Genomic DNA, 22,246 nt, shown 5'->3' on the forward strand with positions numbered 1-22,246 from the left:
CGTTGAAATATAATTTACCAACTTGAAATTAGTCAAGATCATTAAACACATTAAAATAAATTATCAATTAAAACGCCCACTTGGGCGTTTTGTTTTATTGATTTCGATAATTAGCTTTTGAGAGCGCGTTTAATATCAAAAGCTAATTGTGGATTCCACATTGCACCTGTTGCACTCATTACTGCATCAGCTCCCGCTGCTAAAAATGCTTGATAATGCTCTACTGAACTCACACCGCCCACACCTATTATCGTAAAGTGATGATCTAAATGAGTTCTTAGGCGGGCAAGACGAGCTACCATATCCAATCCAGCCCAACGTATAGCATCACCACAGACACCACCTATTGGTCTATCTACTCCTAATGCTGGTTGACCATTAGCCGTAACAGGACGTGCAGATAACGTATTTATCGTACTATACCCATCAACAACTCCCGCTAATTTTTTTAATAACGGCAATACCGCATCATCTTGCGCAAAATAAGCCAATTTTAAGAACAACGGTCTATCAGGAACGGCATTTTTTATCTCTTTAGCTACACGTTCAACTTTATCAAAGTCAAAGCATAATAACTTATTAACCCCTTCATTAGGGCAACTTAAATTCGCTTCTAAAATAGGTGCTCCTGTTTCGGCTACTAGCCGAGCTGCTCGGGCATAATCTAATTCTATAGTGTTTTCATTACCCGGTGTACCTTGAAAACTCCCTATCATATATTGCCCTTCCCCTGAAGCATTTACTGCTTCAGCCATATCCGACTGCCAAACATCGGGATCAAATGAGGGTACTCCAAAGGAATTAGTAATTGAAATCGGCATATCAAACTGCTGATCAGCTAAGACTGTATCAACATTTGCCGATAATTTTTCATGTGGATGAACCGATAAAATATTAGGTAACTTATGACTTTTATGCGCTCGAGTACGGACTGTTTTATATACACATAAGTCAAATCCATAACTAAATGCAGCCTTAATATATTTAGCATTAAGCAATGGACCAGCAGGTATACCAAAGGGTAAATTAACCGCTAAATCTACAAAATGAGTATTTCTCGGCATTGAAATTGGTGATTGAGGAGGAGCAGAAAAATCACCAAATGGACCTTGTATATAATTGTCCTCATAACTTAGAAAAGGATCATAAAATGGGAGTATGCTGTTTTTCATTTAATAACCTTCATAGAATAATCTATATTTGTAATTTACTTATTTAGAAGTGTCGAAACTTGAATCAAATACGTACTTTTATTCCAACATTCTCTTTAATAATGCTTATAATCCAAGTACTAAACGACCATTCTGGCTAGCAACTTTAATTACATTTTCCAAATCGGTATAACGACAACCTGTTACTAATAATTTTAGTTCTTCCCACATATTCCCTGTTGAGAAAGGTAACATATAATCACTGATGTTATCGGTACCAATTGCCACAGGAATTCCTGCTGCAGATAGTTCATCTACTGGTGTTAGAGAGTTGCGAGTCGGGCCATGATCTTCACGTCTTGGACTATCAATCCAAGCAAATGGGCAAGCAATAACCATCATTTCTGCTTCTTTCATTTTTTTATACAATTTTTGGCGATACGCTAAATCGTGAGCGGTTATAGAAATACTATGAATTGCAACAACTTTACCATGCATGCCATGTTCAAGTGTCTTATCAGCCAATTGTTCTGTTTCAATTTCTTCACTTGAATTAAACTGATCAACATGCACATGCACCATTTTCCCCAGTTTCTTTCCTGTTTGCATTAAGACATCTAAATGGACTAATCCCATACCCGGACCATGATCTCGTTCATCTCGGCGTGGTAATCCACCGATAATATCAACTAAATCAGCACCTTTATCAAACCAATAACGTGCCTCTTTATCAATTACCCCTTTTAGTGTTTGATTGACTAATTTGATAACAATATCATTTTTATATGTTTCTCTGGCTCGTAAGGCACCCTTAATTGCGCGTTCTTGCGCAATAGGATCAATGTCAACAAAAGAACCCATAGCGCTTACACCTTGCTCAATCATGCGTTCTACCGCCATGCTAAAATGGCGATAATAATCATCTTCGGTCATGGCCGCTTTTATTCGATCCAGTGTGTCCCATTTTTCAATTAATGTTTGTTTTTGATAAACATCAAAACTATCTCGAGTTATTGTAAAAGCACGATCAGCATGCATATGTGCATTAACCCACCCTCCGTTTTCTTTAATACTTTTTAGCAAAAATGCTTTTAAGCTTTGGTCTCGAGTAGCTAAAAGGATCTCTTTATTAATCATAATTTGTTCTCGCTGTTGCCCTAATGTAATCTCTGAATTTTAGTCAAAAAAAATCCTCCAAAAAGGAGGATAAAATGAGAAATAATACGCTTGCAATTTAAAACCGCTGATGAAAAAAATAAGTAAATAAGCATTGTTTGTTATTATTCCAACTGCTAAATATTAATAATATTCTAAATGAGAATACGAGAATAGCAACTGTTTTATCTTGAAAAAATATAAATAAATGAAAAAGTTACAGTATCAAAATTGAGACAGCCAATTAACTACATTGTTCTGATAACATAAATAAAGTAATCATTGACCTATATACTTTTAAAAAAATCTTTTAGAAAAGATCAGAAAATTTTTTCAAGTCAATTAATTAACCGAAGCTTATTTCTTCTTTAGACTACCTAAAATACCTCGTGTAATTTCACGACCTATATTATTGGCTATTTGCCGAGAAGTACTTTTAACAACTTTTTGGGCTAAGCCATCTTTATTACCGCCTCGCGATCCTTTTGTGCCAAATAAAAAACCTTTTAACATGTCCCAAAAGCCACCTGATTGTTCGGAGGAACTCTCAGTTTGAGCTGTATTATCTGAATGATGAAAACCTGCTTTTAACATTTCATAGGCTGAATTACGATCTATTGTTTGTGTGTATTTTTGATTCAGATTAGATTGGTTAATAATTGATTGTTGCTGATCAATTGGCATCGCTCCCATTAATGATTGTGGTGCGATAATCGCGCCGGTTTCTACTTGATTAGGGCGCCCATGTTCATCAAGAAAAGAGATAAGTGCTTCACCAACGCCCAGTGTCGTAATGACTTTCTCGGTATCAATTTTCGGATTTTGATTCATTGTTTTAGCTGCTGCTCGCACCGCTTTTTGATCATTCACAGAAAAAGATCGTAATGCATGTTGGACACGGTTACCAAGTTGCCCCAAGATAGAGTCTGGTATATCCGTTGGGTTTTGGGTAACAAAATAAATCCCTACTCCTTTTGAACGGATTAAACGCACGACTTGCTCTATCTTATCCAATAGTACTTTAGGAATTCCATTGAATAATAAATGAGCTTCATCAAAAAAGAATATCAATTTAGGTTTATCTATATCCCCTACTTCGGGTAATTGTTCAAACAATTCGGATAACAACCAGAGTAAGAAAATGGAATATAATTTTGGAGCATTAAACAATTTTTCACATTCAAGAATGTTAATTTTACCTTGACCTTTGGCATTTTGTTGTATCAGATCATTAATATTCAACATTGGTTCACCAAAGAATTTTTCCGCTCCTTGCTGATCTAACGCTAATAAATTACGCTGTATGGCACCTATCGATGCGGACGAAATATTACCATAATCAGTAGTGAATGATTTCGCATTATCACCCACATATTTAATTAGTTCACGTAAGTCTTTAAAATCTAGCAAAAGCAATTGATTATCATCAGCAATTTTAAAAGCTAATTGTAAAATACCTGATTGTACTTCGTTTAAATTCAATATACGGCTTAATAATAATGGACCTAAATTTGAAACAGTCGCCCTAACCGGAATACCTTTTTCACCATAAACATCCCATAATTCTATAGGATATGACTGAGGATGCCAGTCATTAGCACCAATAGCTTTTAAACGCTTACTCAATTTATCTGATACGCTGGCTGCAACACCAAGACCCGTTAAATCGCCTTTGATATCGGCTAAAAAAACTGGCACCCCAATTTGCGAAAAACCTTCGGCCATTTTTTGTAAAGTTACTGTTTTACCTGTACCGGTGGCTCCCGTTATCAAACCATGCCTATTTGCTAGGGCTGGTAAAAGAATCAAATCCTGATGATCAGTGATAGATTTTGCAATCACAAGAGGACTTACCATATTTATTCCTTATCAATTTTTTAAACATCATAGTCTTTTTTAGGGTAAATACTCAAGATTATTTTAATGAAATATTTAAATTATTCATATATTTATGATGATTAATAATGAAATAAGCAGTAGTTGTACTGCTTATCTATTAGATTTGCTAAAGACTTAGCTATGAGAAGACATAAATTGAAAATCAGCCGATTGCGCTGCAGTTTGTAACCTGTTAATAGCTGTTATAATATTTTGTTGCCAATTATCATCATTTGCCCACATTTCAATCACAAAAGGGGCTTGATAATCTATCTGTTTTAACGTCTTAAATATATTGACAAAATTAACCTCTCCTTCACCTATAACTAAATCACGGAATTGACCTTTAAAATTATCTTTAACTTTTAAAGTATCTTTTAAATGAATTTGTACGATGTGCTCTTTAGCCAATTGTAGTTCGGTACACGTATCATAATTCCAACCATTAATATTGCCAACATCTGGATAAGCCATAAAATAAGGCGATGGTATATGTTTTTTCAAAATCTCGAATTTACTTAAACTATTGAGATAATTGGTGTCCATAATTTCTACAGCTAACATGACTCCAGCTTGTTCAGCTAATTTCGCACTAAATTGCATACCTTCAATAAATCTTTGATGGGTTGCAGTATTAGCTGGTTCATAATAGACATCATAACCTGCTAATTGGATAACACGAATTCCCAATTGATGTGCTAACTTGATAGCCTTAATCATAATTGTTTTAGCTTGCGCAACAATATTTGGATCAGCGGAACCAAATGGAAATTTACGATGAGCACTTAAACACATTGATTGAAGGGGTATGGCATAATCGTCACATAATAGTTTCATATCACGAATTTGCTGTTTTGACCAATCCAATCTTGCTCGCCTGTTTTCCGTTTCGTCAATCGAAATTTCCAGAAAATCAAAGCCTAACTCCTTAGCAGCTTGAATTCGTTGTTGCCAAGACATTTCAACAGGAAGCGCCTTTTCATATATACCAACAAGGTTTCGACTATTTATTATTGTCATAAAACTCCTCTTTTATCATTTGATTCTATTAATTTTGTTTAACCATTTTCAAAATTAATAGCTCATTCTTGTTTGAGAAGAAGCAGTCATTAAACTGCTTTCCTATCACAATACTGAAATCGACCTACCAATATTTAGCAATTTGTTCACGAATTGCTGCTGCAACTTCTTGCCCACTTTCACTTGCTAATGCCCGCCCAGCAATAAATGTTTTCGTTGAAATCCCAGCAAATAAATGAATATCTTCTGGAACTATTCCCCCTGTAATAGAAAGTTCTAGACCAAGTTCGGACAATTTGCGCATTTTATTTAGATCTTCATCTGTCCAACCTACTCCTGCTAATTCAGCATCGCGCGAGCGATGATAAATAGCCTGCTTTATACCTAATGCCCGCCATGCTTTAGCATCTTCATATGTCCAATGTCCATAGAGTTCTATTTGGATTTCACGTTGAAACTCATCGGCAATTTTCTTACATGCTGCCACTGTCGCAATATGTGCAGCAGCCGATACGGTCAGCCAATCAGCCCCCGCTTCAAATGCCATTTTAGCTAAAATAGCCCCACCATCGGTGGTTTTTAAGTCACAGACTAAGATATGATTAGGATGAGCTTTACGCAACTGACGGACAGCGTCAATACCGGCACCAAAAGCTAGGATTGTACCAACTTCAATAACATCAACATAATTTGCAACATTTTCAGCTACTTTCAAAGCTGGTTCTAATTGTGTTTGATCAAGAGCGATTTGAATCATAGGTTTACTCATTGCATTCTTCCTTATTCTCTTATTTATAAATTGAAAAGTTATTTACGTTGACCATAATATGCATTTGCACCATGTTTACGAAAATAGTGTTTATCTGACAAGTTTTGGTCAATATGAGCTAACGGATTAAGAAAACATGTAGATATTGCCATTTTCGCGACTTCTTCCATTACTACCGCATTATGTACAGCATCAAAACTATCTTTACCCCAACAAAATGGTGCGTGACCCGAAACTAGCACACCAGGCATTGCGACAGGATCAAGTTTCCGATTTGAAAACTCTTCTACAATGACCATACCCGTATTTTTCTCATAATCGTGTTGTATTTCTTGAGCAGACAAAGATCTAGCACAAGGAATATCGCCATAGAAATAGTCAGCGTGGGTTGTACCAAGTGCCGGAATATCTTTGCCAGCTTGTGCCCATACTGTAGCGTGGGTTGAATGCGTGTGCACAATACCACCTATATTGGGATACGCTTTGTATAACTCTAAATGTGTTGGCGTATCACTGGATGGATTTAGCGTACCTTCAATAATATTACCTGCTAAATCAACAATGACGATATCATCAATTTGCATATGATCGTACTCAACGCCAGAAGGTTTAATTGCTATAACCTGTTTTTCTCGATCAATTTCAGATACATTACCCCATGTAAACGTAACTAAATGATACTTAGGTAATAATAGATTTGCCTTAAGAACTTTTTCTTTTAATGTTCTAAACATGTTAAACTCCTTAGGCTAAGGCTTGATCAATAACATTGTAAATTTCATCTTTAGAGCGACATTGGATAAATTTATCAAGATTTATACCGGTATCACTATTTTCATCTTCTAAGACTTGCGTTACTTCCATCAATCCTGCCATATGTTTGTCCGAATCACTGCCGGCTAGTGTAATTAATACCCTTACTGGTTCATCTTCACCGTCAAAATAGACAGGTTTATCTAACGTTACCAATGCAAAAGCCGTACGGATAACGCCATCTTCAGGTCGAGCATGGGGCATGGCAAATCCGGGGGCAATAATAATATAAGGCCCCATATTTTCGACACAATTGATGATCGCATCATAATAACCTGGGGTTATAGCCCCAGACTTTACAAGCATATCCGTACCTAATTTCACTGCTGCTTTCCAATCATTGGCAGAAGCATTGAGTAAAACAGAATTATTTTCAATTAAAGATTGTTTTAATGCCATTGTTCCGTTCCTCCCAAAAATCGATCATTATATATTTTGTTGTTTTTGATTAACTTGATGAATCAGTTCAATTAACTCATCACCGAATGTATTTGGATTTAGCATATTTTGTACCCCTAAAGCATATTGGTTTTCACCAACTTGTATTTCATGTAATAAGTGCTTAGATGAGACAATAATATCAACATTATTTAGACGTGATTTATAATCAGTTACCGCACAAGAATCCATGATGTTGGCAATACCTTTTTTATCCAAATAGTTAGCAATCTTCATTTTCATCATCATTGAAGAGCCTTGACCACTACCACAGACGGCAAGGATTCTTATTGGACGAGATTCAGCATTAGCAACGTCATTTAATTTTGCGACAACTGATGGATTTTGATCTTCCTCAGCAATCATTTCATCTGCTGTTGGTTCATGTTTCTGTTGGGCTTCTTCAGCACGAAGTGTTTTTGCTGCGAAATACATATAAATTAAGGCGAGACCAATAAGAACATAGATAAACAAGTGAGAAATAGATAAACCTTGTAAGATTGGTGGGAATAATATTGCCCAATCAGCCATACCCATCCAAGCAGGAATTGGCGTATTATTTTGTAAGAAAATGTTTAAAGCCCAAGCTGAACCAAGTACTTCAACGATTCCCATTACAAAACAGATTTTCATTACGGCCTTCCAACCCCCAAAGTGGTTAGCAAATACGCCGATGGTTGCATTCGAGAAAAACATCGGAATAAAACCCGGAATAATCATAATTGGAGAATGGAATCCTAATAAAATTGCAATAGCAGTAAATTGCCCTAAAGCCCCCCAAATGAAACCAAATACCATTGCATTAGGAGAGAAAGCATAAATAGCTGCACAATCAATGGCTAGAACAGCATTTGGAATCAGTTTTTCAGAAATACCTTTAAAGGCTTCAGATAATTCGGCAACGAACATACGTACACCGCCAACAATAATTTGAATCGCTACAGCAAATTTCAAACCGGTCTCAAAAATATAAATACTCCAATGAGTCTTATCAGCCATAGCTTGTAAATTATCTAAACCAAATGACAATAAAATAATACCAAAGAAAAAAGTCATGACTATTGTAGTTGCGGCGATGCTGTCATGAAAAATATGTAACCATTTTGGTAGTTTCAAATTATCAACGGTATCATTTTTATTACCTAATTTGGGCGCTAATTTTACTGCGATCCAAGAACCGAGTTGTTGTTGGTGACCAATAGAAAAACCTGCACCACCCGTAACCGCTTCCGTCGGTTTAAACATCATATTGGAGAAAATACCCCAATATAAAGCAATAATAATGGCGCTATAAATTATGGTTTCCCACATTCCGAAACCAAATAAATAATAGAAAAGAACAATCAGTCCTACTTGTTGGAACATGATATGCCCAGTTAGCATTATGGTTCGAATACCCGTGATTCGTCGGAATAACACTAATACAATATTAATGGCTAATGCTAATAGTACCGCATAACCGACCCAAGAATAATTTTCCCCCATACCCTGCTCAACGGCGACCATGGATGCATAAGTATCAATGATAGAACCATCAATGTTATGATATTTGGACAAGTTAGCAATTACAGGTTTAAAGGTTGACACGAGTACATTGGATCCAACTTGTAATAACATAAATCCAACAATCGTTTTAATTGTTCCTTTAATGATAGTTGTGATATCTTTTTTTAATAGACTATATCCTAAACAGGTTACTAGCCCTAATAACAGTGGTGCTTTAGTCATCACCTGACTATAAAATATATAAAACACTTCATAGATTGTTTCCATATTGCCTCACCTTGTTTCTTTATTTTTGTACAATCAGATAGCTATCTGAGCTTCCACATAAAAACTAATTAACCATTATTTCTTTATGTAACTTTCACCTCGTCTCATTATCCATAATCCTTAAAAACAACTTAATAATAACAATCAAATTAAATCACTCAATGATTATTTATGAGTATTGTGATAATTATCACGATTGTTAAATTTTCTTCACAAATAGATGATTCAACAATAGACATACTGAAAAATGTAGAGTTTAATGTATTTAAAGGAATTTGTTGACAATGAGAATCACTACTAATAAAATCAAAAGTAATCATAATAAATTATCAAATTACTGTTTCAGTGATTTACTAAAAGGTATTAATAGAAATGGTTATGAATGAAGCAAAACGACATGAGGATATCGTTAAACTCATTGATTCAAAGGAGAGCTTATCAGTCGTTGAATTGACTGAAATGTTTAATATCTCACCTGCTACAGCTCGTCGGGATATCATCAAACTTGCCGAAGCAAATAAGGTAAAAAAAGTCCGTAATGGTATTGTTCGTATTGAAGATAAAAAACCGATTTGGACACCGTTGGATATTAACAATACTGATAATTATCATGAAAAAGCGCGAATAGCCATTAAGGCAGCAACTTTGATAAAAGATGGTGAGAGTATCATTTTGAATTGTGGTTCCACAGCATTTTTATTAGGTCGAGAGCTTTGTGGTAAAAATGTCAACATAATTACAAATTACTTTCCTCTAGCTAGTTATTTAATTGAACACGATCATGAGAATGTCACTATTATCGGTGGGCAATATAATAAAACTCAGAATATTATTCTAAATCCAACAAGTGAATTATCAGCGATTTATAGCGGTAATATTATGTTTACTAGTGGAAAACAGTTAACCCCTGCTGGGTTATATAAAAGTGAAATTTTAACGGCAGTATCTGAGCAACAAATACTTAATAATGCACAAAAATTAGTCGTTGTCGTTGATAGTACCAAAGTGACCAATCGAATTGGTTCTGGCATGCTATTTTGCCCAACCTCTAAAATAAATGTAGTTATTACTGGCAAATCTGCTGATAAAACTGTTGTTGAAAGTCTAAAAAAACAAGGTGTTGAAGTGATATTAGTATAATTTTAATAATTGATAACGATAAGGATTGAAATATGAGTAAAGTTAATGAAATCACACGTGAATCATGGATTTTAAGTACTTTTCCTGAATGGGGAACTTGGTTAAATGAAGAAATTGAAGCCACTAAAGTTGCCCCTAATACGTTTTCCATGTGGTGGTTAGGTTGTACCGGCATCTGGCTTAAAACAGCCGGTAATACCAATATTTCAGTAGATTTTTGGTGTGGTACAGGTAAACGTACCCATGGTAATCCTTGGATGAAAAAACAACATCAAATGATGCGAATGGGGGGAGTACGAGAACTACAACCGAATTTACGTACGACACCTTTTGTATTAGATCCTTTCGCTATTAAAGAAGTCGACGCTATAATGGCCACTCATGATCATGCTGATCATATTGATATTAATGTTGCCGCTGCCGTTCTACAAAATTGCAGTGAAAAAGTTAAATTTATTGGACCTAAAGCTTGTGTTGAATTATGGCAAAAATGGGGCGTACCTGCTGATCGCTGCATTACGGCACGTGTTGGTGATATCATTGAAATTGGTGATGTCACAATTAAAGTGCTCGATTCCTTCGATCGTACTTCATTGGTGACATTACCTGAAGGCGTTTCTTCAACTGATAAGTCCATATTAGATGGTATGAATGATCGAGCGGTAAATTATCTTTTTGAAACCACGGGTGGTAATCTTTACCATTCAGGCGATTCTCATTATTCAAATTATTATGCTAAACACGGTAATGACCATAAAATTGATGTTGCCTTGTTATCTTATGGTGAAAATCCTCGAGGGGTTACCGATAAAATGACTTCTTCAGATATTATTCGTGCTGCTGAATCACTTAATACAGAAGTCGTCATTCCTTTCCATCATGATATTTGGTCTAACTTCCAAAGTGATACCCGTGAAATTGAAGTCCTTTGGAAAATGAAACGGGATAGATTGCAATATAAATTTGCGCCATTCTTCTGGCAAGTAGGTGGAAAATATACCTATCCGACCGATAAAGGGCGTATGTATTATCAACATTTCCGTGGATTTAAAGATATCTTTACCGATGAACCTGAATTGCCTTATCGTTCATTCCTATAAGCAACGTAAGTTTAATAGCCATCCAATACTGGATGGCTTTTGTATTTTAATAAAAAAATGAATAATAAATTCAATCATAAATTCTACGTTAATAATATCTTAAAATTTTAAAATCCTCTTATCAAACTCTCGTCATTTATCGTAACTCATTGTAAAATAAAGATTTTTTAATTGCTATTCTGATTAAAACCATGTAACATCAAATTACGGTAACCTTTTGATATATTTGATGTTATGAAAAAATTCATTAAAGTTCTATCTATCATTTCTGCTATTCTAGGCTGTTTGGCTGTCATAAATGGCATTATCTGTTTAATCATTGTGATGTTAAATATGTTCAGTGAAAGCAATCCTTCCTTGTATATCATTGATCAATTATTTTTTATCCTTGAAATTTATCTCATTTTTGCTGCTGCGAGCGTCATTGTGTTTTTACAAAGTATTTGGATTTATTATCAAATCACTCGAAAAAAACCAGTGGGAAGAACCCCTAGAGTTCATCAAAAATAGTTTTATTAAGTGCCAAATCTGAATTGTTTTGGCACTTGTTTTCATTTGACGTCCAAGGTAAACAATTGGTAATTGCAGTAGTTACTTGATCATAACTTCATTAATTATTTTTAATATTTAATAGTAATTAATACCATCACAATATGTGACAACGTCACTTTAAAACCACATTAAAAACCACATTCAACATTTAAATTCTTTCTTGTTTCGAAATAAAAACGTCTAAATTGTCATCAATAATCCTAATTTTTGTTCAAAAATTAATTGTTATTCATAATTAAAGCAATTATTTAATTTTACTTTATATTTTATTTACATAAGGTTAATATACTATAAATATAATAAAATCAGGAATATAGCAAAATCACTTCAACACCTTTTTATTTTGACTTTAAGGAGATTTGGTATGCTTCATTGGTTGTCTAACTGGATAACAGAAGGACTTAAAAACTCACCTGAAATTTTATTATTTTTGTCTTTAAGTTTAGGTTATTTGATTGGTAGTATTCGGTTTGGTAAATTTCAGCTAGGTGGCGTAGCGGGTTCGTTACTAGTTGCTGTTTGCTTTAGTCTGCTGGGCGTAACCGTTGATGCCGGTGTTAAAGCAGTTCTATTTGCTTTATTTATTTATGCTGTCGGTTTCGAAAGCGGTCCGCAATTTTTCCGCTCTTTAGGTATTAAGACGCTACGTGAAATATTTTTAGCATTGTTCATCGCTATTGTCGGTTTAATTACTGTATTAATTATGGCCAAACTTTTCCATCTAGATAAAGGTTTAGCGGCAGGTTTGGCTGCAGGTGGATTGACTCAATCGGCTATTATGGGTACAGCTTCCGATGCCTTAACACACTTAGGCTTATCCACGCAAGAACTGAGTAAGTACCAAAGTAATATCACTATCGGTTATGCGGTAACTTACATATTTGGTTCACTTGGCGCGATTATTGTGTGTGTCAATATTCTACCGAAATTAATAAAACGCGATATCCGTGATGATGCGATGCAAGCTCAAGCGGAACAACTTAATGGATCACTCTTATTAAATAGTAATCAAAACTTTGCTATATCAGAAATTAGCGGACGTTTGTTCCGTCTTTCTCACAAAACAAATCAAACCGTTGCTCAAATTGAACGTAATATTAATGGTATTAGTATTGAACGTATAAAACGTGGCAATAAAATCATTGAAGTTACCCCTGAAACGAAACTCAAATTACGCGATATAATCTTAGTAGTAGGACATAGAGACTCCATTATTAAGGCCAATTCCTTATTTGGTACGGAAATCACTTCAGCATCGGGTATGGATTTTATTATGAATACACAGGATGTTGAAATGCGTAATGAGCGTTATGTTGGACAAACATTATCGCAAATACTCAAATCAGAAGAAGTGAAACAATTTAAACACGGTGTATATCTTATTGCTATTCACCGGGATGGCGAATCGGTACCTCTCCGAGATAATGTGAAATTACAACTTGGTGATGTTATTACTATTTATGGCGCTGATAGTGACCTTAGACGCGTTATTGATCGAATAGGTGCTCCGATAACAAAAAGCCAAAAAACGGATTGGGTTTTCCATGGTTTAGGTTTGGTTGTTGGTTTGATAATTGGTTTAATCGTCATTCGAATTGGTGATATTCCACTTACCCTTGGTGCAGGCGGTGGTGCCCTTCTTTCAGGTCTATTGTTCGGTTGGTATCGTTCACGTCACCAAACAACCGGTAATATTCCTTCTAGTGCACTACAATTATTAAAAGACTTTGGCTTAGCTGGTTTTGTGGTCGTAATTGGATTGAGTTCTGGATTAGAAGCAATCAATACCATAAAACAACAAGGTCTTTCACTGTTTTTAATCGGCATTGTCGTAACGTTGTTGCCAATGATACTCGCAATTTTCTTTGGCAAATATATTCTTGGTTATAAAAACGCTGCTGTTTTTGCAGGTGCTTTAGCTGGCGCTCGTAGTGCTAATCCTGCATTCGGTGAAGTACTTAATAAGGCTGGTAATGCAACACCAACCAACTCATTTGTTATTACCTACGCCTTAGCTAACGTTTTCCTTACTTTATTAGGTCCGTTAATTATTGCTTTTGTTTAAATTATCCCAACAAGGATCCAAGATCATGAAAAAACCAATCGATTATGCTCAATATGCTAATTTAAGTCCATTTGAATTAAAAGATAACTTAATTAAACTGGCGCAAAGCCATACTGACCGTATTATGTTGAATGCAGGCCGTGGTAATCCTAATTTCCTCGCTACTTGGCCTAGACAGGCTTTCTTTCAACTCGGACTTTTTGCTATTGAAGAGTCTGAAATGTCCTATTCTTATTTAAATGAAGGGGTTGGCGGTTTTCCAATTCGAACAGGATTAACGGGACGTTTTGAAGCATTTATTCGTCGTAATTATAACACTCCGGGTGTGTCGTTTTTAGGTAAAGCCTTTTCTTATATTCGTGACCAATTAGGATTGGATGAGAATGCTTTTTTACAAGAAATGGTAGAAGGTATTTTAGGTTGTAATTATCCCGTTCCCGATAGGATGTTACATTTTAGTGAAGAAGTAATTAAAAGCTATGTTTTACAACAGATGGGGGCACAAGGACTAAAAACTGACGAACTCGATCTCTTTGCTACTGAAGGCGGTACAGCAGCAATGACATACGTTTTTAATTCCATGAAAGAAAATGGGTTAATTAATAAAGGTGATAAAATCGCTATCGGTGCACCAATATTCACGCCTTATTTAGAAATTCCCAGTTTAAATGATTACCAATTGGTAGAAGTTTTAATCAATGCTGATCCACAATTAGAGTGGCAGTATCCTGAATCAGAATTACGTAAATTAGAAGACCCTAGCATTAAAGCCTTTTTCTTAGTTAACCCTTCTAATCCACCATCCGTGAAAATTGATGATAAAAGTCTGCAATTAATTGCGGATATCGTTAAAAAAAGACCTGATTTAATTATTTTAACCGATGATGTTTATGGTACATTTGCGGATAATTTCCAATCACTGTTTGCAATTTGCCCTAAAAATACGATTTTGGTTTACTCTTTTTCAAAATACTTTGGTGCGACCGGTTGGCGTTTAGGGGTAATTGGTTTAGCCCATGATAATGTCATTGATAAATCCATTAGTGCTCTTCCATCAAAAACCAAGCAAATTTTAAACAAACGTTATAGTTCAATTGTCACTGAACCAGATAAATTGAAATTTATTGATCGATTAGTGGCGGATAGCCGTGCCGTTGCTCTAAATCACACTGCGGGATTATCGACCCCACAACAAGTACAAATGGTACTTTTTGCTTTATGTGAAATGATGGATGCCGATCAAAGTTATAAATCTACGTTAAAAAATCTTATTCGACGTCGTGATGCAGCGCTTTATCAACGCTTAGGTTCTAGTAAAAAAAGAGATATTAACAGTGTCGAATATTATACATTAATCGATTTAGAAACTATTTGCCATGAATTATATGGTGATGATTTTGCTAAATGGATATTAACAAATAAAAATCCAACCGAATTATTATTTAGAATTGCTGATGAAGCTGGCGTTGTTTTATTACCTGGTAAAGGATTTGCTGTGCAACACCCTTCCGCACGTGCTTCATTGGCAAATCTAAATGAATATCAATATGCTGCTATCGGTTCTTCATTACGTAAACTTGCCGAAGAATACTATGCTGAATATACATCTAAACATAAAAAGAAATAATCACTTAAATAATAAGCAACGGATTGCTTATTAATTTTAGAGTCGAATTATTGATGAGCTTTTTCTTGCTATCTTTTAGTACTTTCTTATCTCGTCTCTATATTGATAATTTTATTTATTATGTTTAATTCATGTTAAAATCTGACATGTTATACGGAATCAAATAAAATATTCTTAATATATGCAATAATTTAGTAATACTTGCAAAATCCACAATAAATCATTAGATTATGATCAAAATAATGAATACTCCTAATTATTTGATAATCACATAAGTCATTTTAAGCAATAAGTAATTTCATTATGTTTTCAAATCTGTTATTACCATCAAAAGCAATATGCCACAATAATTTTATTTATTTCAAGCTACTGTTTATTTGGTTGAATTCGATCGTTTTTTGCCCCTATTCTTATGCTGAAGTTATCTCAACAATGACGAATATAATTCAAGGTACTGCCCCTTACTTAACTTTTGATGGCGATCTAACACCGGCAAGTAATACTGATGAATTACTTACTATTCAATTACCTGACGGAACAATTTACTCAAAAACCAACAATCAGTCTTCACTATCCAATCCCATTATTCTTCCTGCAAATGGAATCAAACTAGGCGATATAATCACGTTTATTCCAGCAGGACAAATTTCCATATCGATGACTGATTTATTAAATAATAACGCTTTTTGGCATGATTTAGACGGTGATGACGAAATGATTGCAACTGGAAATTTAAGGCTTGTGGCTCATGATATTAAAGGAAATGAGATAAGTTTAAATGATCCATTTGTCGACTGTTATGCCCCTTATAGTATAATGCTACAAAACGACGCAACTATCTTATCAACAACTTATGGTTTCCCTAATTCAACATTAATCAATGCAAATAACGTTATTTACTATATTACACCGCCGAAAGGAGCGTGTAGTTACGCTGCGCAACCTAATTTAACATTAAGTAATAGCCACAATAATGGCTCGCTGGGTTCGAATTATTCAGGACCTACTGCTGAATGGGACGATGTAAAAGGCTTCAAACTTCAAGATATTAATAATCACAAGCTAAACTTCCCAACAACAGGTGCAAATAACTTCTTTTTTTTGATGGATCTCATGAATACTGTAGCCAACGAGGTAAACTATGTTAAAACCCCCTCCAATTCGGGTATAAATCTAAGCATTACTTCTGAAGGTGGAAGTAAAATTAAAGTTCGTTTAATGGGTCCCAAAGCTGGGGCAAGTTTAAACGAAGCTATAACCGCCGTACCAACGTCATTCATTCTATATTCAGATAAAGAAAAACAGAATAAAATCTACAGTTTTACCATAAAAAAATGGTTTATCGCCCAAACCGGTGATGGCATTAGTTATCATGATGCTACACAATATTGTAATAATTTGGGATATCAGCTACCTAAAATTGAACAACTAACTAATGCGTCTTTGGACGATATAAATGGTAATATAGCCGGTCAACCGAACCATTATCAGCGAAGGATTGGAGGAGGATTATTTTCAGAATGGGGTGAAGCAAATGATGAATATTATCGTGGCAGCAACTTTAAAAACAATACTAATTATTGGACACTAGCTTCCTCGCAAGAGGATCTATTTGAGGATAAAGATCTAAATACCAATGAACCTATTAATTTAGATACAATGGAGCTTAACAACCAAACTGTTTGTATCAGTCCTGATTAACTTATAAAAATATGCGCACAGAAATCAACCAGTTTTAGAGATTATTTTTGATAGTATTAAGTCTGAAAAGAATTAGAGCCTACAATTTTTGCAAGCTCGTGATTACTTATCGTTATTTCACTAAGTTAATAGACTTCATTTACAATTATTATCGTCGTTAAATAAGATGAAACATAGCACTTATTATCCTATGGTGTAACACACCCAATATTTTGTTGGTAATAAAGGTAACTATCAAGTACCGTTCCTGTCCAATTTATTATTATTGGTCTTCCGTTTACTGTACTATTAACAGCATTATTAATAATAAATGATGTCCAATAGCCAAATGGTTGAGCTACTGCCGAAGGTCTCTTATCCTGATTCCCCCATTCATTATATAACCCACCAACCCAACGATCTCCTGATCGGTAACTCAATTGTCTATGAAACCAATTAATATCTTCTGGAAGCCCTCCTTCCCATCCGAGACGTTTATTAGTTCCATTTGAGTAATCGTATGGTGCAGGGAGTCTATATCCACTAATACTATTACAATATTGTACAGCCTCACTATAGTTCATAGTTTCAGTCTGGGGCTTTTGAATATACCAACGTTCAATTTTGAAACTATATAATAATTGGTTATGGCTCTTATCAGCATAAATTTTAAATAAAGAAGGTGAAAAATGTTTATTCGCCGAATTAACATTAGGTCCATTAAACAAAATTTTTAACACTGTCAATTTACGTTTACTTGGAGAATCATAAGAACCAGGAATTTCTTTTTCAGACGATAATGATAAACTCACCCCTCTACCACTTTCCGCCATTACAGTTGTACCATTAGCGGCAACAACTTGTTCGGGAGTAATACCGGCTAATACTAAATAGAAAAAATAACCGTCTACAGCCACGGTAGGAAAATTAGAACTTGGATTATTAATATCCCCTACTTCAAAGCCAACCTCATCTATAAATCCTTTTCCTGCATACATACTGCTTCGACTTTTATAGTCTATTAATGTCGCATAACATACGTATGGCTTAATTATTTGAGGAGAAACATAGTAGGTGTGACTTACACTAGAAAGATTAGTTACCTTTGGGAAACCATACTGAGATTGCAGACTAATATCTTCCCCTGTTGTCATAATTAAAGAATAAGGGGCTTGACAAGGATCTAATTCTTGAATTGAATTTTCACCAATTTTTTTAGTAATATCATTATCATTTCTATCTAACCATTGTAAACGTATTTTACCAGTAGCATGTAAATTTCTATCACCATCTTCATCTACTATGGTAGTAGATGAGGATCTAATGATGTCATTTAATAAAACTCTTGGATAAATTCCATTACCTGCTGATGAAGGTGGGACAATAGTTTGAAAATGATTAAATTTTACTGATTGAGGGACTATTATTGGCTGTGTTAGCGTTGAATGATCTTCTTTAGCATTAATCACTCTATCATCAGCTATTTTCAACCACAATAACCCTTCCATTGTTAGTTCTTTCGTTACACCACCGTCTAGTGATAAATAAGGCTCTGTTCCTTGAATTACGTTTGCAGTTCTGACGCTTAAAGCATTGGCATGATTAATAGCTAAACAAAAGCTTAAGCATAAAATCATGATTTTAATTATTAATGAATAAGCAACTAAAGATTTTAAAACTACGTCTATATTATTTGGAAATTTAAAGTAATTTACTTTCTTAATAGATGAAAAAAAACGGTACTTTAATACATTAGTTTCCATATGCAATCGTATCCTACTTTTATAATTTTATTTTTGAGATCAAAAAAAATATAAATTTCTATCTATATTTAAGCAAATTTAATATGGTAAAAATTTGTTTAGTTTTTTAATATTAGTTTATAAATTAAAAAAATTATCAAAAAACTAAAAATTATTTTTATTAGAAATAAACATTTTTTTCATCTTGAAATTTCAAAAATAAATGTATTTATGATGTATTTAATTGTCGAAGGTAAACTAATTATTTTGAAAATCTGACTATATAATGACTTAATTTTATTTAGTAAAATATTTTTAATTGTTCAATCGCTAGCTTTTTTATTATTTGAAATATTCCTTTTTATATATGTATTGTTTAGATAATCGATTATTTTATAGTTTTCTTAATTATCTTGACGCTTGTGGTTAATGTTAACTCTTTATTTGCAAATTTAGTAATAAAAATAGAATTATTTTTTGGAATAATTATTTTATTATAAACAATTTCTGTAATTTTTCTTATTTTTTTAGATGTTTTTAAAAAGTAATGGAAGAATAAGCGTTAAAGATAAGGTTAAATACATATCTAATTTTTCAAAAAAATTAAATGTACTTTGAATTTTTTAAACAAAAATAAACAGATTTTATTTTTAACAATCCTTTATCTGGCACTTTAAAATAGTCAAAGCTGAAGGTGAAAAATTGAAGATAATTACACTAATGCACTCAATTCACAAAAACTTTAAATTACATCAAAGGGTGATTAAGTGCATATTTTATTTCCATTGAAATTAACTGGATTAAAAAATGTCTTTTATCATTAATAGTTTATAGTAGTCTAATTAAACTGATTATATGATACATACTTATCCTACATGAACGCTTATTAAGGTGTGATAAAAATTCATAACTATTCTATGTTTACTACTCCTTTTCAACGATTAATTAAACATAACTTAAGTTGTCATTTTTGACTTAATCTCAGAGATAGTATCGATTTTCATAAATGCGTCACAATGGCGCCCAAAATAAATCCCGTCAATAATATCGCTAGAGTCGGTCTAGTATTAGTTTTGAATAAGCTTTTAGTTTGTTTAAAGAGACTTTGGTTGTTTAAGTTTTGAAGGTTTGACAACTCTTCAATATAATTTAGGATATTTTGTAATTGAATTTTATTAAGTTGTTTAAGATTAGACGTTCCAAATTGCCTTGTTCCATAATAATTCATCTTTTCTTTTATATCAATCCGGTTATCTATTTCGATCAAAATTAAATGAATTAGCATGTTGCAAGTAGCTTTTTCAGCTGCTACTTCAATTTCATTTATCAAAAATTTTTCGGCAGTAGAATATTGAGATACTGTTATCTCATTGATACTACAAACGCCTAATAGAGCATGCAATTTAAGCCAAATCTCTCTTGCACTAAATTCACCATATCCTTCAATATCTGAAATTAAGCTATGTAAAGTTCTTCTTTGAGCGGGAACTAATGGGCGACAATCATTTTCAACACCATTAGTAGTTATATTATAAATATTTCTGCCAGCTATTTGCTCGGCTACATTATCCTCAACTTTTATTATCATTTTTTATTTGCCTTCTTAATGTATAAATATTACCGCCAGCTATTTGTCCATTATGGATACTATTATTAGATATATTAACACCTGTTTTTTGTTGTGCTGTTCCTGCTGTTAGTGCGCCCAAAGCTGCAGCCTTAACGGCTAAAGGGGAAGAACGAAATAAAAGCAATAGCTCTTGCTCATCGTTTGTTAAATCTAACGTATTTCCCTCACCAGTAAGTAACCAAGTTGGATCGATATTAAATTTAACCATTAAGATAAAGATGACATTTGCATCAATAACCCTATTCCCTGATTCATATCGAGCAATACTCTGTCTATCTAAACCTAATTCTTTCGCAAAAGCTGTTTGTGAAAGGTTACCTCTGACTTTTTTTAACCTTTCACCGACTTGTAATTTATCTAATTCGATTAAATGCATCCAAAAACACCTTGACATAGCATCCATTTGGATACAATATGCCTATATAAATTATAAATTACTTATTAATAACTAATATTAACGGAGAATAAAATGCCAAAAATACTCACTCCAGAACAAGTTAAACAGAAATTCCAACAAAACGGAAAGACCATTAAATCATGGGCAATTGAAAATGGTTACCATCCTGTCGTTGTTTACAATGTGCTTAACGGCTTGAGCAAAGCTCATCGTGGAAAAACACATGATATTGCAGTTAAACTTGGTCTTAAGCAAACACATAAGTACAAGTAATTGTAACAGTTTTTCGTATACAGCAAAAGGTAGAAAAATATGAGTGGATCACAAATTTCAACTTCCGGAACAAGAATATTAAAAGTTTTAAAGGCTTTGAAAGGACATACCTTAACTGGATTATCTAATGGTGAAATTGCCAAAATACTAAACGAATCACCTGTAAATATAACAAGATCGCTTCAAACATTAATTGAAGAGGGACTAGTTATTAAACTTGAGAATGGATCATTTGCACATAGTATTCAAATGTTACAAATTGCTCAAGCACATGCGATGCATTTAAATCAAATCCATAAAAAAATAATTGATATAAATCAAGAAATTATGAATGACGCAAGTTAGGATCAAGGAAATGTTTATAGCAAGAAATTCATATTCTAAAGCGATCAAATCTACAATATTTTATCAGCAAGGAATTAACAAGGTAATGAACACTCTAACCACTTTGGTACCGGCTGCTTATGTTTTTAAGAAAGAATATGTTTATATAAATCAATTGGATAAAAATAAAAAGTCGAAAAAAAACATTAACATTTTACTTATTTCTGTAACGAGTTCTATATCTTGGCAATACTTTAGTTTAACGATTACTAGACTTAAATTTTCAATTAAAAAGGTATTAGAGGTAATATCTCAAATGGATATTAATCATCGCCAAATAAGTCAAAATGATGGACATTTAAAATTCAAAAATCCATCATTTTTTAATGTTACTCAATCAAATAGTAATGCATTATTAATTAAATCAGCCTTAGCATTAATCACTAAAAATAATCATGAAAAAGCACTGTTAATCAAAAAAAAGTACTCTCGCAGATTACAAAAAGAGAAATTAAAACAGAATTGTAGCCTTTTTCAAATTTATATCTTATTAAAATCATTACTTAGAAAATTAACAATGCTACAGCAAATTATAAATGTGAGCGCTATGAATATGAGAAAAATTTATCGTTTATTTTGGATAGTTTTCACAATCAATATAGAAACTAATGCCGTCATCAATAGTAATGTTATGACCACTAATACTAAATAGTAAGAAT

The 22,246-nt window shown here is 33.6% G+C and carries 20 protein-coding genes; 9 read left to right on the plus strand and 11 right to left on the minus strand.

Annotation, left to right across the window (positions count from 1 at the left end; translation table 11 throughout):
- Nucleotides 1-110: 110 nt before the first annotated feature.
- The 8 genes from FPB0191_RS05965 to FPB0191_RS06000 all read right to left on the minus strand — a co-directional run bounded on the left by FPB0191_RS05965 (nucleotide 111) and on the right by FPB0191_RS06000 (nucleotide 8,997).
- Complete coding sequence (locus FPB0191_RS05965) at nucleotides 111-1,172, minus strand: beta/alpha barrel domain-containing protein (protein ID WP_039104669.1); 1,062 nt, start codon at nucleotides 1,170-1,172, stop codon at nucleotides 111-113.
- A gap of 105 nt (nucleotides 1,173-1,277) precedes the next feature.
- Nucleotides 1,278-2,288, minus strand: a complete 1,011-nt coding sequence (locus FPB0191_RS05970) for an amidohydrolase family protein (protein WP_039104671.1) — start codon at nucleotides 2,286-2,288, stop codon at nucleotides 1,278-1,280.
- A 375-nt stretch (nucleotides 2,289-2,663) separates the two neighbouring features.
- The gene (locus FPB0191_RS05975; RefSeq protein WP_039104672.1) at nucleotides 2,664-4,163 is read right to left on the minus strand and encodes a helicase HerA-like domain-containing protein; all 1,500 of its coding nucleotides are present in this window, start codon (nucleotides 4,161-4,163) and stop codon (nucleotides 2,664-2,666) included.
- Nucleotides 4,164-4,319: 156 nt separating this feature from the next.
- The gene (locus FPB0191_RS05980; protein WP_039104673.1) at nucleotides 4,320-5,204 is read right to left on the minus strand and encodes an L-ribulose-5-phosphate 3-epimerase; all 885 of its coding nucleotides are present in this window, start codon (nucleotides 5,202-5,204) and stop codon (nucleotides 4,320-4,322) included.
- Between the two features lie 124 nt (nucleotides 5,205-5,328).
- Nucleotides 5,329-5,973: a 3-keto-L-gulonate-6-phosphate decarboxylase UlaD gene (locus FPB0191_RS05985; protein WP_039104675.1), complete on the minus strand. Its 645-nt coding sequence runs from the start codon at nucleotides 5,971-5,973 to the stop codon at nucleotides 5,329-5,331.
- Between the two features lie 38 nt (nucleotides 5,974-6,011).
- Nucleotides 6,012-6,707, minus strand: a complete 696-nt coding sequence (gene araD, locus FPB0191_RS05990; protein ID WP_039104677.1) for an L-ribulose-5-phosphate 4-epimerase — start codon at nucleotides 6,705-6,707, stop codon at nucleotides 6,012-6,014.
- 10 nt (nucleotides 6,708-6,717) lie between these two features.
- The gene (locus FPB0191_RS05995; RefSeq protein WP_039104679.1) at nucleotides 6,718-7,185 is read right to left on the minus strand and encodes a PTS sugar transporter subunit IIA; all 468 of its coding nucleotides are present in this window, start codon (nucleotides 7,183-7,185) and stop codon (nucleotides 6,718-6,720) included.
- Nucleotides 7,186-7,212: 27 nt separating this feature from the next.
- Nucleotides 7,213-8,997, minus strand: coding sequence for a PTS ascorbate-specific subunit IIBC (locus tag FPB0191_RS06000; protein WP_039104681.1), 1,785 nt, complete (start codon nucleotides 8,995-8,997; stop codon nucleotides 7,213-7,215).
- 378 nt (nucleotides 8,998-9,375) lie between these two features.
- On the opposite strand from FPB0191_RS06000, the gene ulaR reads away from it, so the two are divergent.
- The 6 genes from ulaR to FPB0191_RS06030 all read left to right on the plus strand — a co-directional run bounded on the left by ulaR (nucleotide 9,376) and on the right by FPB0191_RS06030 (nucleotide 17,182).
- The gene (gene ulaR, locus FPB0191_RS06005; protein ID WP_039106766.1) at nucleotides 9,376-10,137 is read left to right on the plus strand and encodes an HTH-type transcriptional regulator UlaR; all 762 of its coding nucleotides are present in this window, start codon (nucleotides 9,376-9,378) and stop codon (nucleotides 10,135-10,137) included.
- A gap of 32 nt (nucleotides 10,138-10,169) precedes the next feature.
- Entirely contained in the window at nucleotides 10,170-11,237 is a 1,068-nt protein-coding gene (ulaG, locus tag FPB0191_RS06010; RefSeq protein ID WP_039104684.1) for an L-ascorbate 6-phosphate lactonase, read from the plus strand.
- Nucleotides 11,238-11,471: 234 nt separating this feature from the next.
- Nucleotides 11,472-11,747: a hypothetical protein gene (locus tag FPB0191_RS06015; protein ID WP_039104686.1), complete on the plus strand. Its 276-nt coding sequence runs from the start codon at nucleotides 11,472-11,474 to the stop codon at nucleotides 11,745-11,747.
- Between the two features lie 418 nt (nucleotides 11,748-12,165).
- Complete coding sequence (gene aspT / locus FPB0191_RS06020) at nucleotides 12,166-13,854, plus strand: aspartate-alanine antiporter (protein WP_419185261.1); 1,689 nt, start codon at nucleotides 12,166-12,168, stop codon at nucleotides 13,852-13,854.
- Between the two features lie 25 nt (nucleotides 13,855-13,879).
- A complete protein-coding gene (locus FPB0191_RS06025; protein ID WP_039104689.1) occupies nucleotides 13,880-15,481 on the plus strand; it encodes a bifunctional aspartate transaminase/aspartate 4-decarboxylase in 1,602 nt (533 codons plus the stop codon).
- 432 nt (nucleotides 15,482-15,913) lie between these two features.
- A complete protein-coding gene (locus FPB0191_RS06030) occupies nucleotides 15,914-17,182 on the plus strand; it encodes a hypothetical protein (protein WP_039104691.1) in 1,269 nt (422 codons plus the stop codon).
- A 188-nt stretch (nucleotides 17,183-17,370) separates the two neighbouring features.
- On the opposite strand, the gene FPB0191_RS06035 is transcribed toward FPB0191_RS06030, so the two are convergent.
- The 3 genes from FPB0191_RS06035 to FPB0191_RS06045 all read right to left on the minus strand — a co-directional run bounded on the left by FPB0191_RS06035 (nucleotide 17,371) and on the right by FPB0191_RS06045 (nucleotide 20,909).
- Nucleotides 17,371-18,924, minus strand: a complete 1,554-nt coding sequence (locus FPB0191_RS06035) for a hypothetical protein (protein ID WP_039104693.1) — start codon at nucleotides 18,922-18,924, stop codon at nucleotides 17,371-17,373.
- 979 nt (nucleotides 18,925-19,903) lie between these two features.
- On the minus strand, nucleotides 19,904-20,491 hold the full coding sequence (locus FPB0191_RS06040) for a hypothetical protein (RefSeq protein ID WP_039104694.1): 588 nt from the start codon (nucleotides 20,489-20,491) through the stop codon (nucleotides 19,904-19,906).
- Nucleotides 20,475-20,909: a helix-turn-helix domain-containing protein gene (locus FPB0191_RS06045; protein ID WP_052236819.1), complete on the minus strand. Its 435-nt coding sequence runs from the start codon at nucleotides 20,907-20,909 to the stop codon at nucleotides 20,475-20,477. The genes FPB0191_RS06040 and FPB0191_RS06045 overlap by 17 nt, the downstream gene beginning before the upstream one ends.
- Before the next feature lie 93 nt (nucleotides 20,910-21,002).
- On the opposite strand from FPB0191_RS06045, the gene FPB0191_RS06050 reads away from it, so the two are divergent.
- Genes FPB0191_RS06050 through FPB0191_RS06060 form a run of 3 tightly spaced genes read left to right on the plus strand, consistent with a single transcriptional unit; the run spans nucleotide 21,003 to nucleotide 22,239 of the window.
- A complete protein-coding gene (locus FPB0191_RS06050; protein ID WP_039104696.1) occupies nucleotides 21,003-21,203 on the plus strand; it encodes a DNA-binding protein in 201 nt (66 codons plus the stop codon).
- Between the two features lie 39 nt (nucleotides 21,204-21,242).
- Complete coding sequence (locus tag FPB0191_RS06055; protein WP_039104697.1) at nucleotides 21,243-21,548, plus strand: helix-turn-helix domain-containing protein; 306 nt, start codon at nucleotides 21,243-21,245, stop codon at nucleotides 21,546-21,548.
- Between the two features lie 10 nt (nucleotides 21,549-21,558).
- Nucleotides 21,559-22,239: a hypothetical protein gene (locus FPB0191_RS06060; RefSeq protein ID WP_039104699.1), complete on the plus strand. Its 681-nt coding sequence runs from the start codon at nucleotides 21,559-21,561 to the stop codon at nucleotides 22,237-22,239.
- Nucleotides 22,240-22,246: the final 7 nt, after the last annotated feature.

It is taken from the genome of Frischella perrara (assembly GCF_000807275.1).
Classification (GTDB): Bacteria; Pseudomonadota; Gammaproteobacteria; order Enterobacterales; family Orbaceae; genus Frischella; species Frischella perrara.

Bases quoted from the DNA above. Each gene is read 5' to 3' on its own strand.
- FPB0191_RS06050 (WP_039104696.1), top strand. From the start codon at position 21,003: ATGCCAAAAATACTCACTCCAGAACAAGTTAAACAGAAATTCCAACAA.
- ulaR (WP_039106766.1), top strand. From the start codon at position 9,376: ATGAATGAAGCAAAACGACATGAGGATATCGTTAAACTCATTGATTCA.
- FPB0191_RS06045 (WP_052236819.1), bottom strand. From the start codon at position 20,909: ATGCATTTAATCGAATTAGATAAATTACAAGTCGGTGAAAGGTTAAAA.
- ulaG (WP_039104684.1), top strand. From the start codon at position 10,170: ATGAGTAAAGTTAATGAAATCACACGTGAATCATGGATTTTAAGTACT.
- FPB0191_RS06030 (WP_039104691.1), top strand. From the start codon at position 15,914: ATGACGAATATAATTCAAGGTACTGCCCCTTACTTAACTTTTGATGGC.
- FPB0191_RS06060 (WP_039104699.1), top strand. From the start codon at position 21,559: ATGTTTATAGCAAGAAATTCATATTCTAAAGCGATCAAATCTACAATA.
- FPB0191_RS06035 (WP_039104693.1), bottom strand. From the start codon at position 18,924: ATGGAAACTAATGTATTAAAGTACCGTTTTTTTTCATCTATTAAGAAA.
- FPB0191_RS05970 (WP_039104671.1), bottom strand. From the start codon at position 2,288: ATGATTAATAAAGAGATCCTTTTAGCTACTCGAGACCAAAGCTTAAAA.
- FPB0191_RS06025 (WP_039104689.1), top strand. From the start codon at position 13,880: ATGAAAAAACCAATCGATTATGCTCAATATGCTAATTTAAGTCCATTT.
- FPB0191_RS06000 (WP_039104681.1), bottom strand. From the start codon at position 8,997: ATGGAAACAATCTATGAAGTGTTTTATATATTTTATAGTCAGGTGATG.
- FPB0191_RS05980 (WP_039104673.1), bottom strand. From the start codon at position 5,204: ATGACAATAATAAATAGTCGAAACCTTGTTGGTATATATGAAAAGGCG.
- FPB0191_RS05985 (WP_039104675.1), bottom strand. From the start codon at position 5,973: ATGAGTAAACCTATGATTCAAATCGCTCTTGATCAAACACAATTAGAA.
- FPB0191_RS05995 (WP_039104679.1), bottom strand. From the start codon at position 7,185: ATGGCATTAAAACAATCTTTAATTGAAAATAATTCTGTTTTACTCAAT.
- FPB0191_RS06015 (WP_039104686.1), top strand. From the start codon at position 11,472: ATGAAAAAATTCATTAAAGTTCTATCTATCATTTCTGCTATTCTAGGC.
- FPB0191_RS05965 (WP_039104669.1), bottom strand. From the start codon at position 1,172: ATGAAAAACAGCATACTCCCATTTTATGATCCTTTTCTAAGTTATGAG.
- araD (WP_039104677.1), bottom strand. From the start codon at position 6,707: ATGTTTAGAACATTAAAAGAAAAAGTTCTTAAGGCAAATCTATTATTA.
- FPB0191_RS06040 (WP_039104694.1), bottom strand. From the start codon at position 20,491: ATGATAATAAAAGTTGAGGATAATGTAGCCGAGCAAATAGCTGGCAGA.
- FPB0191_RS05975 (WP_039104672.1), bottom strand. From the start codon at position 4,163: ATGGTAAGTCCTCTTGTGATTGCAAAATCTATCACTGATCATCAGGAT.
- FPB0191_RS06055 (WP_039104697.1), top strand. From the start codon at position 21,243: ATGAGTGGATCACAAATTTCAACTTCCGGAACAAGAATATTAAAAGTT.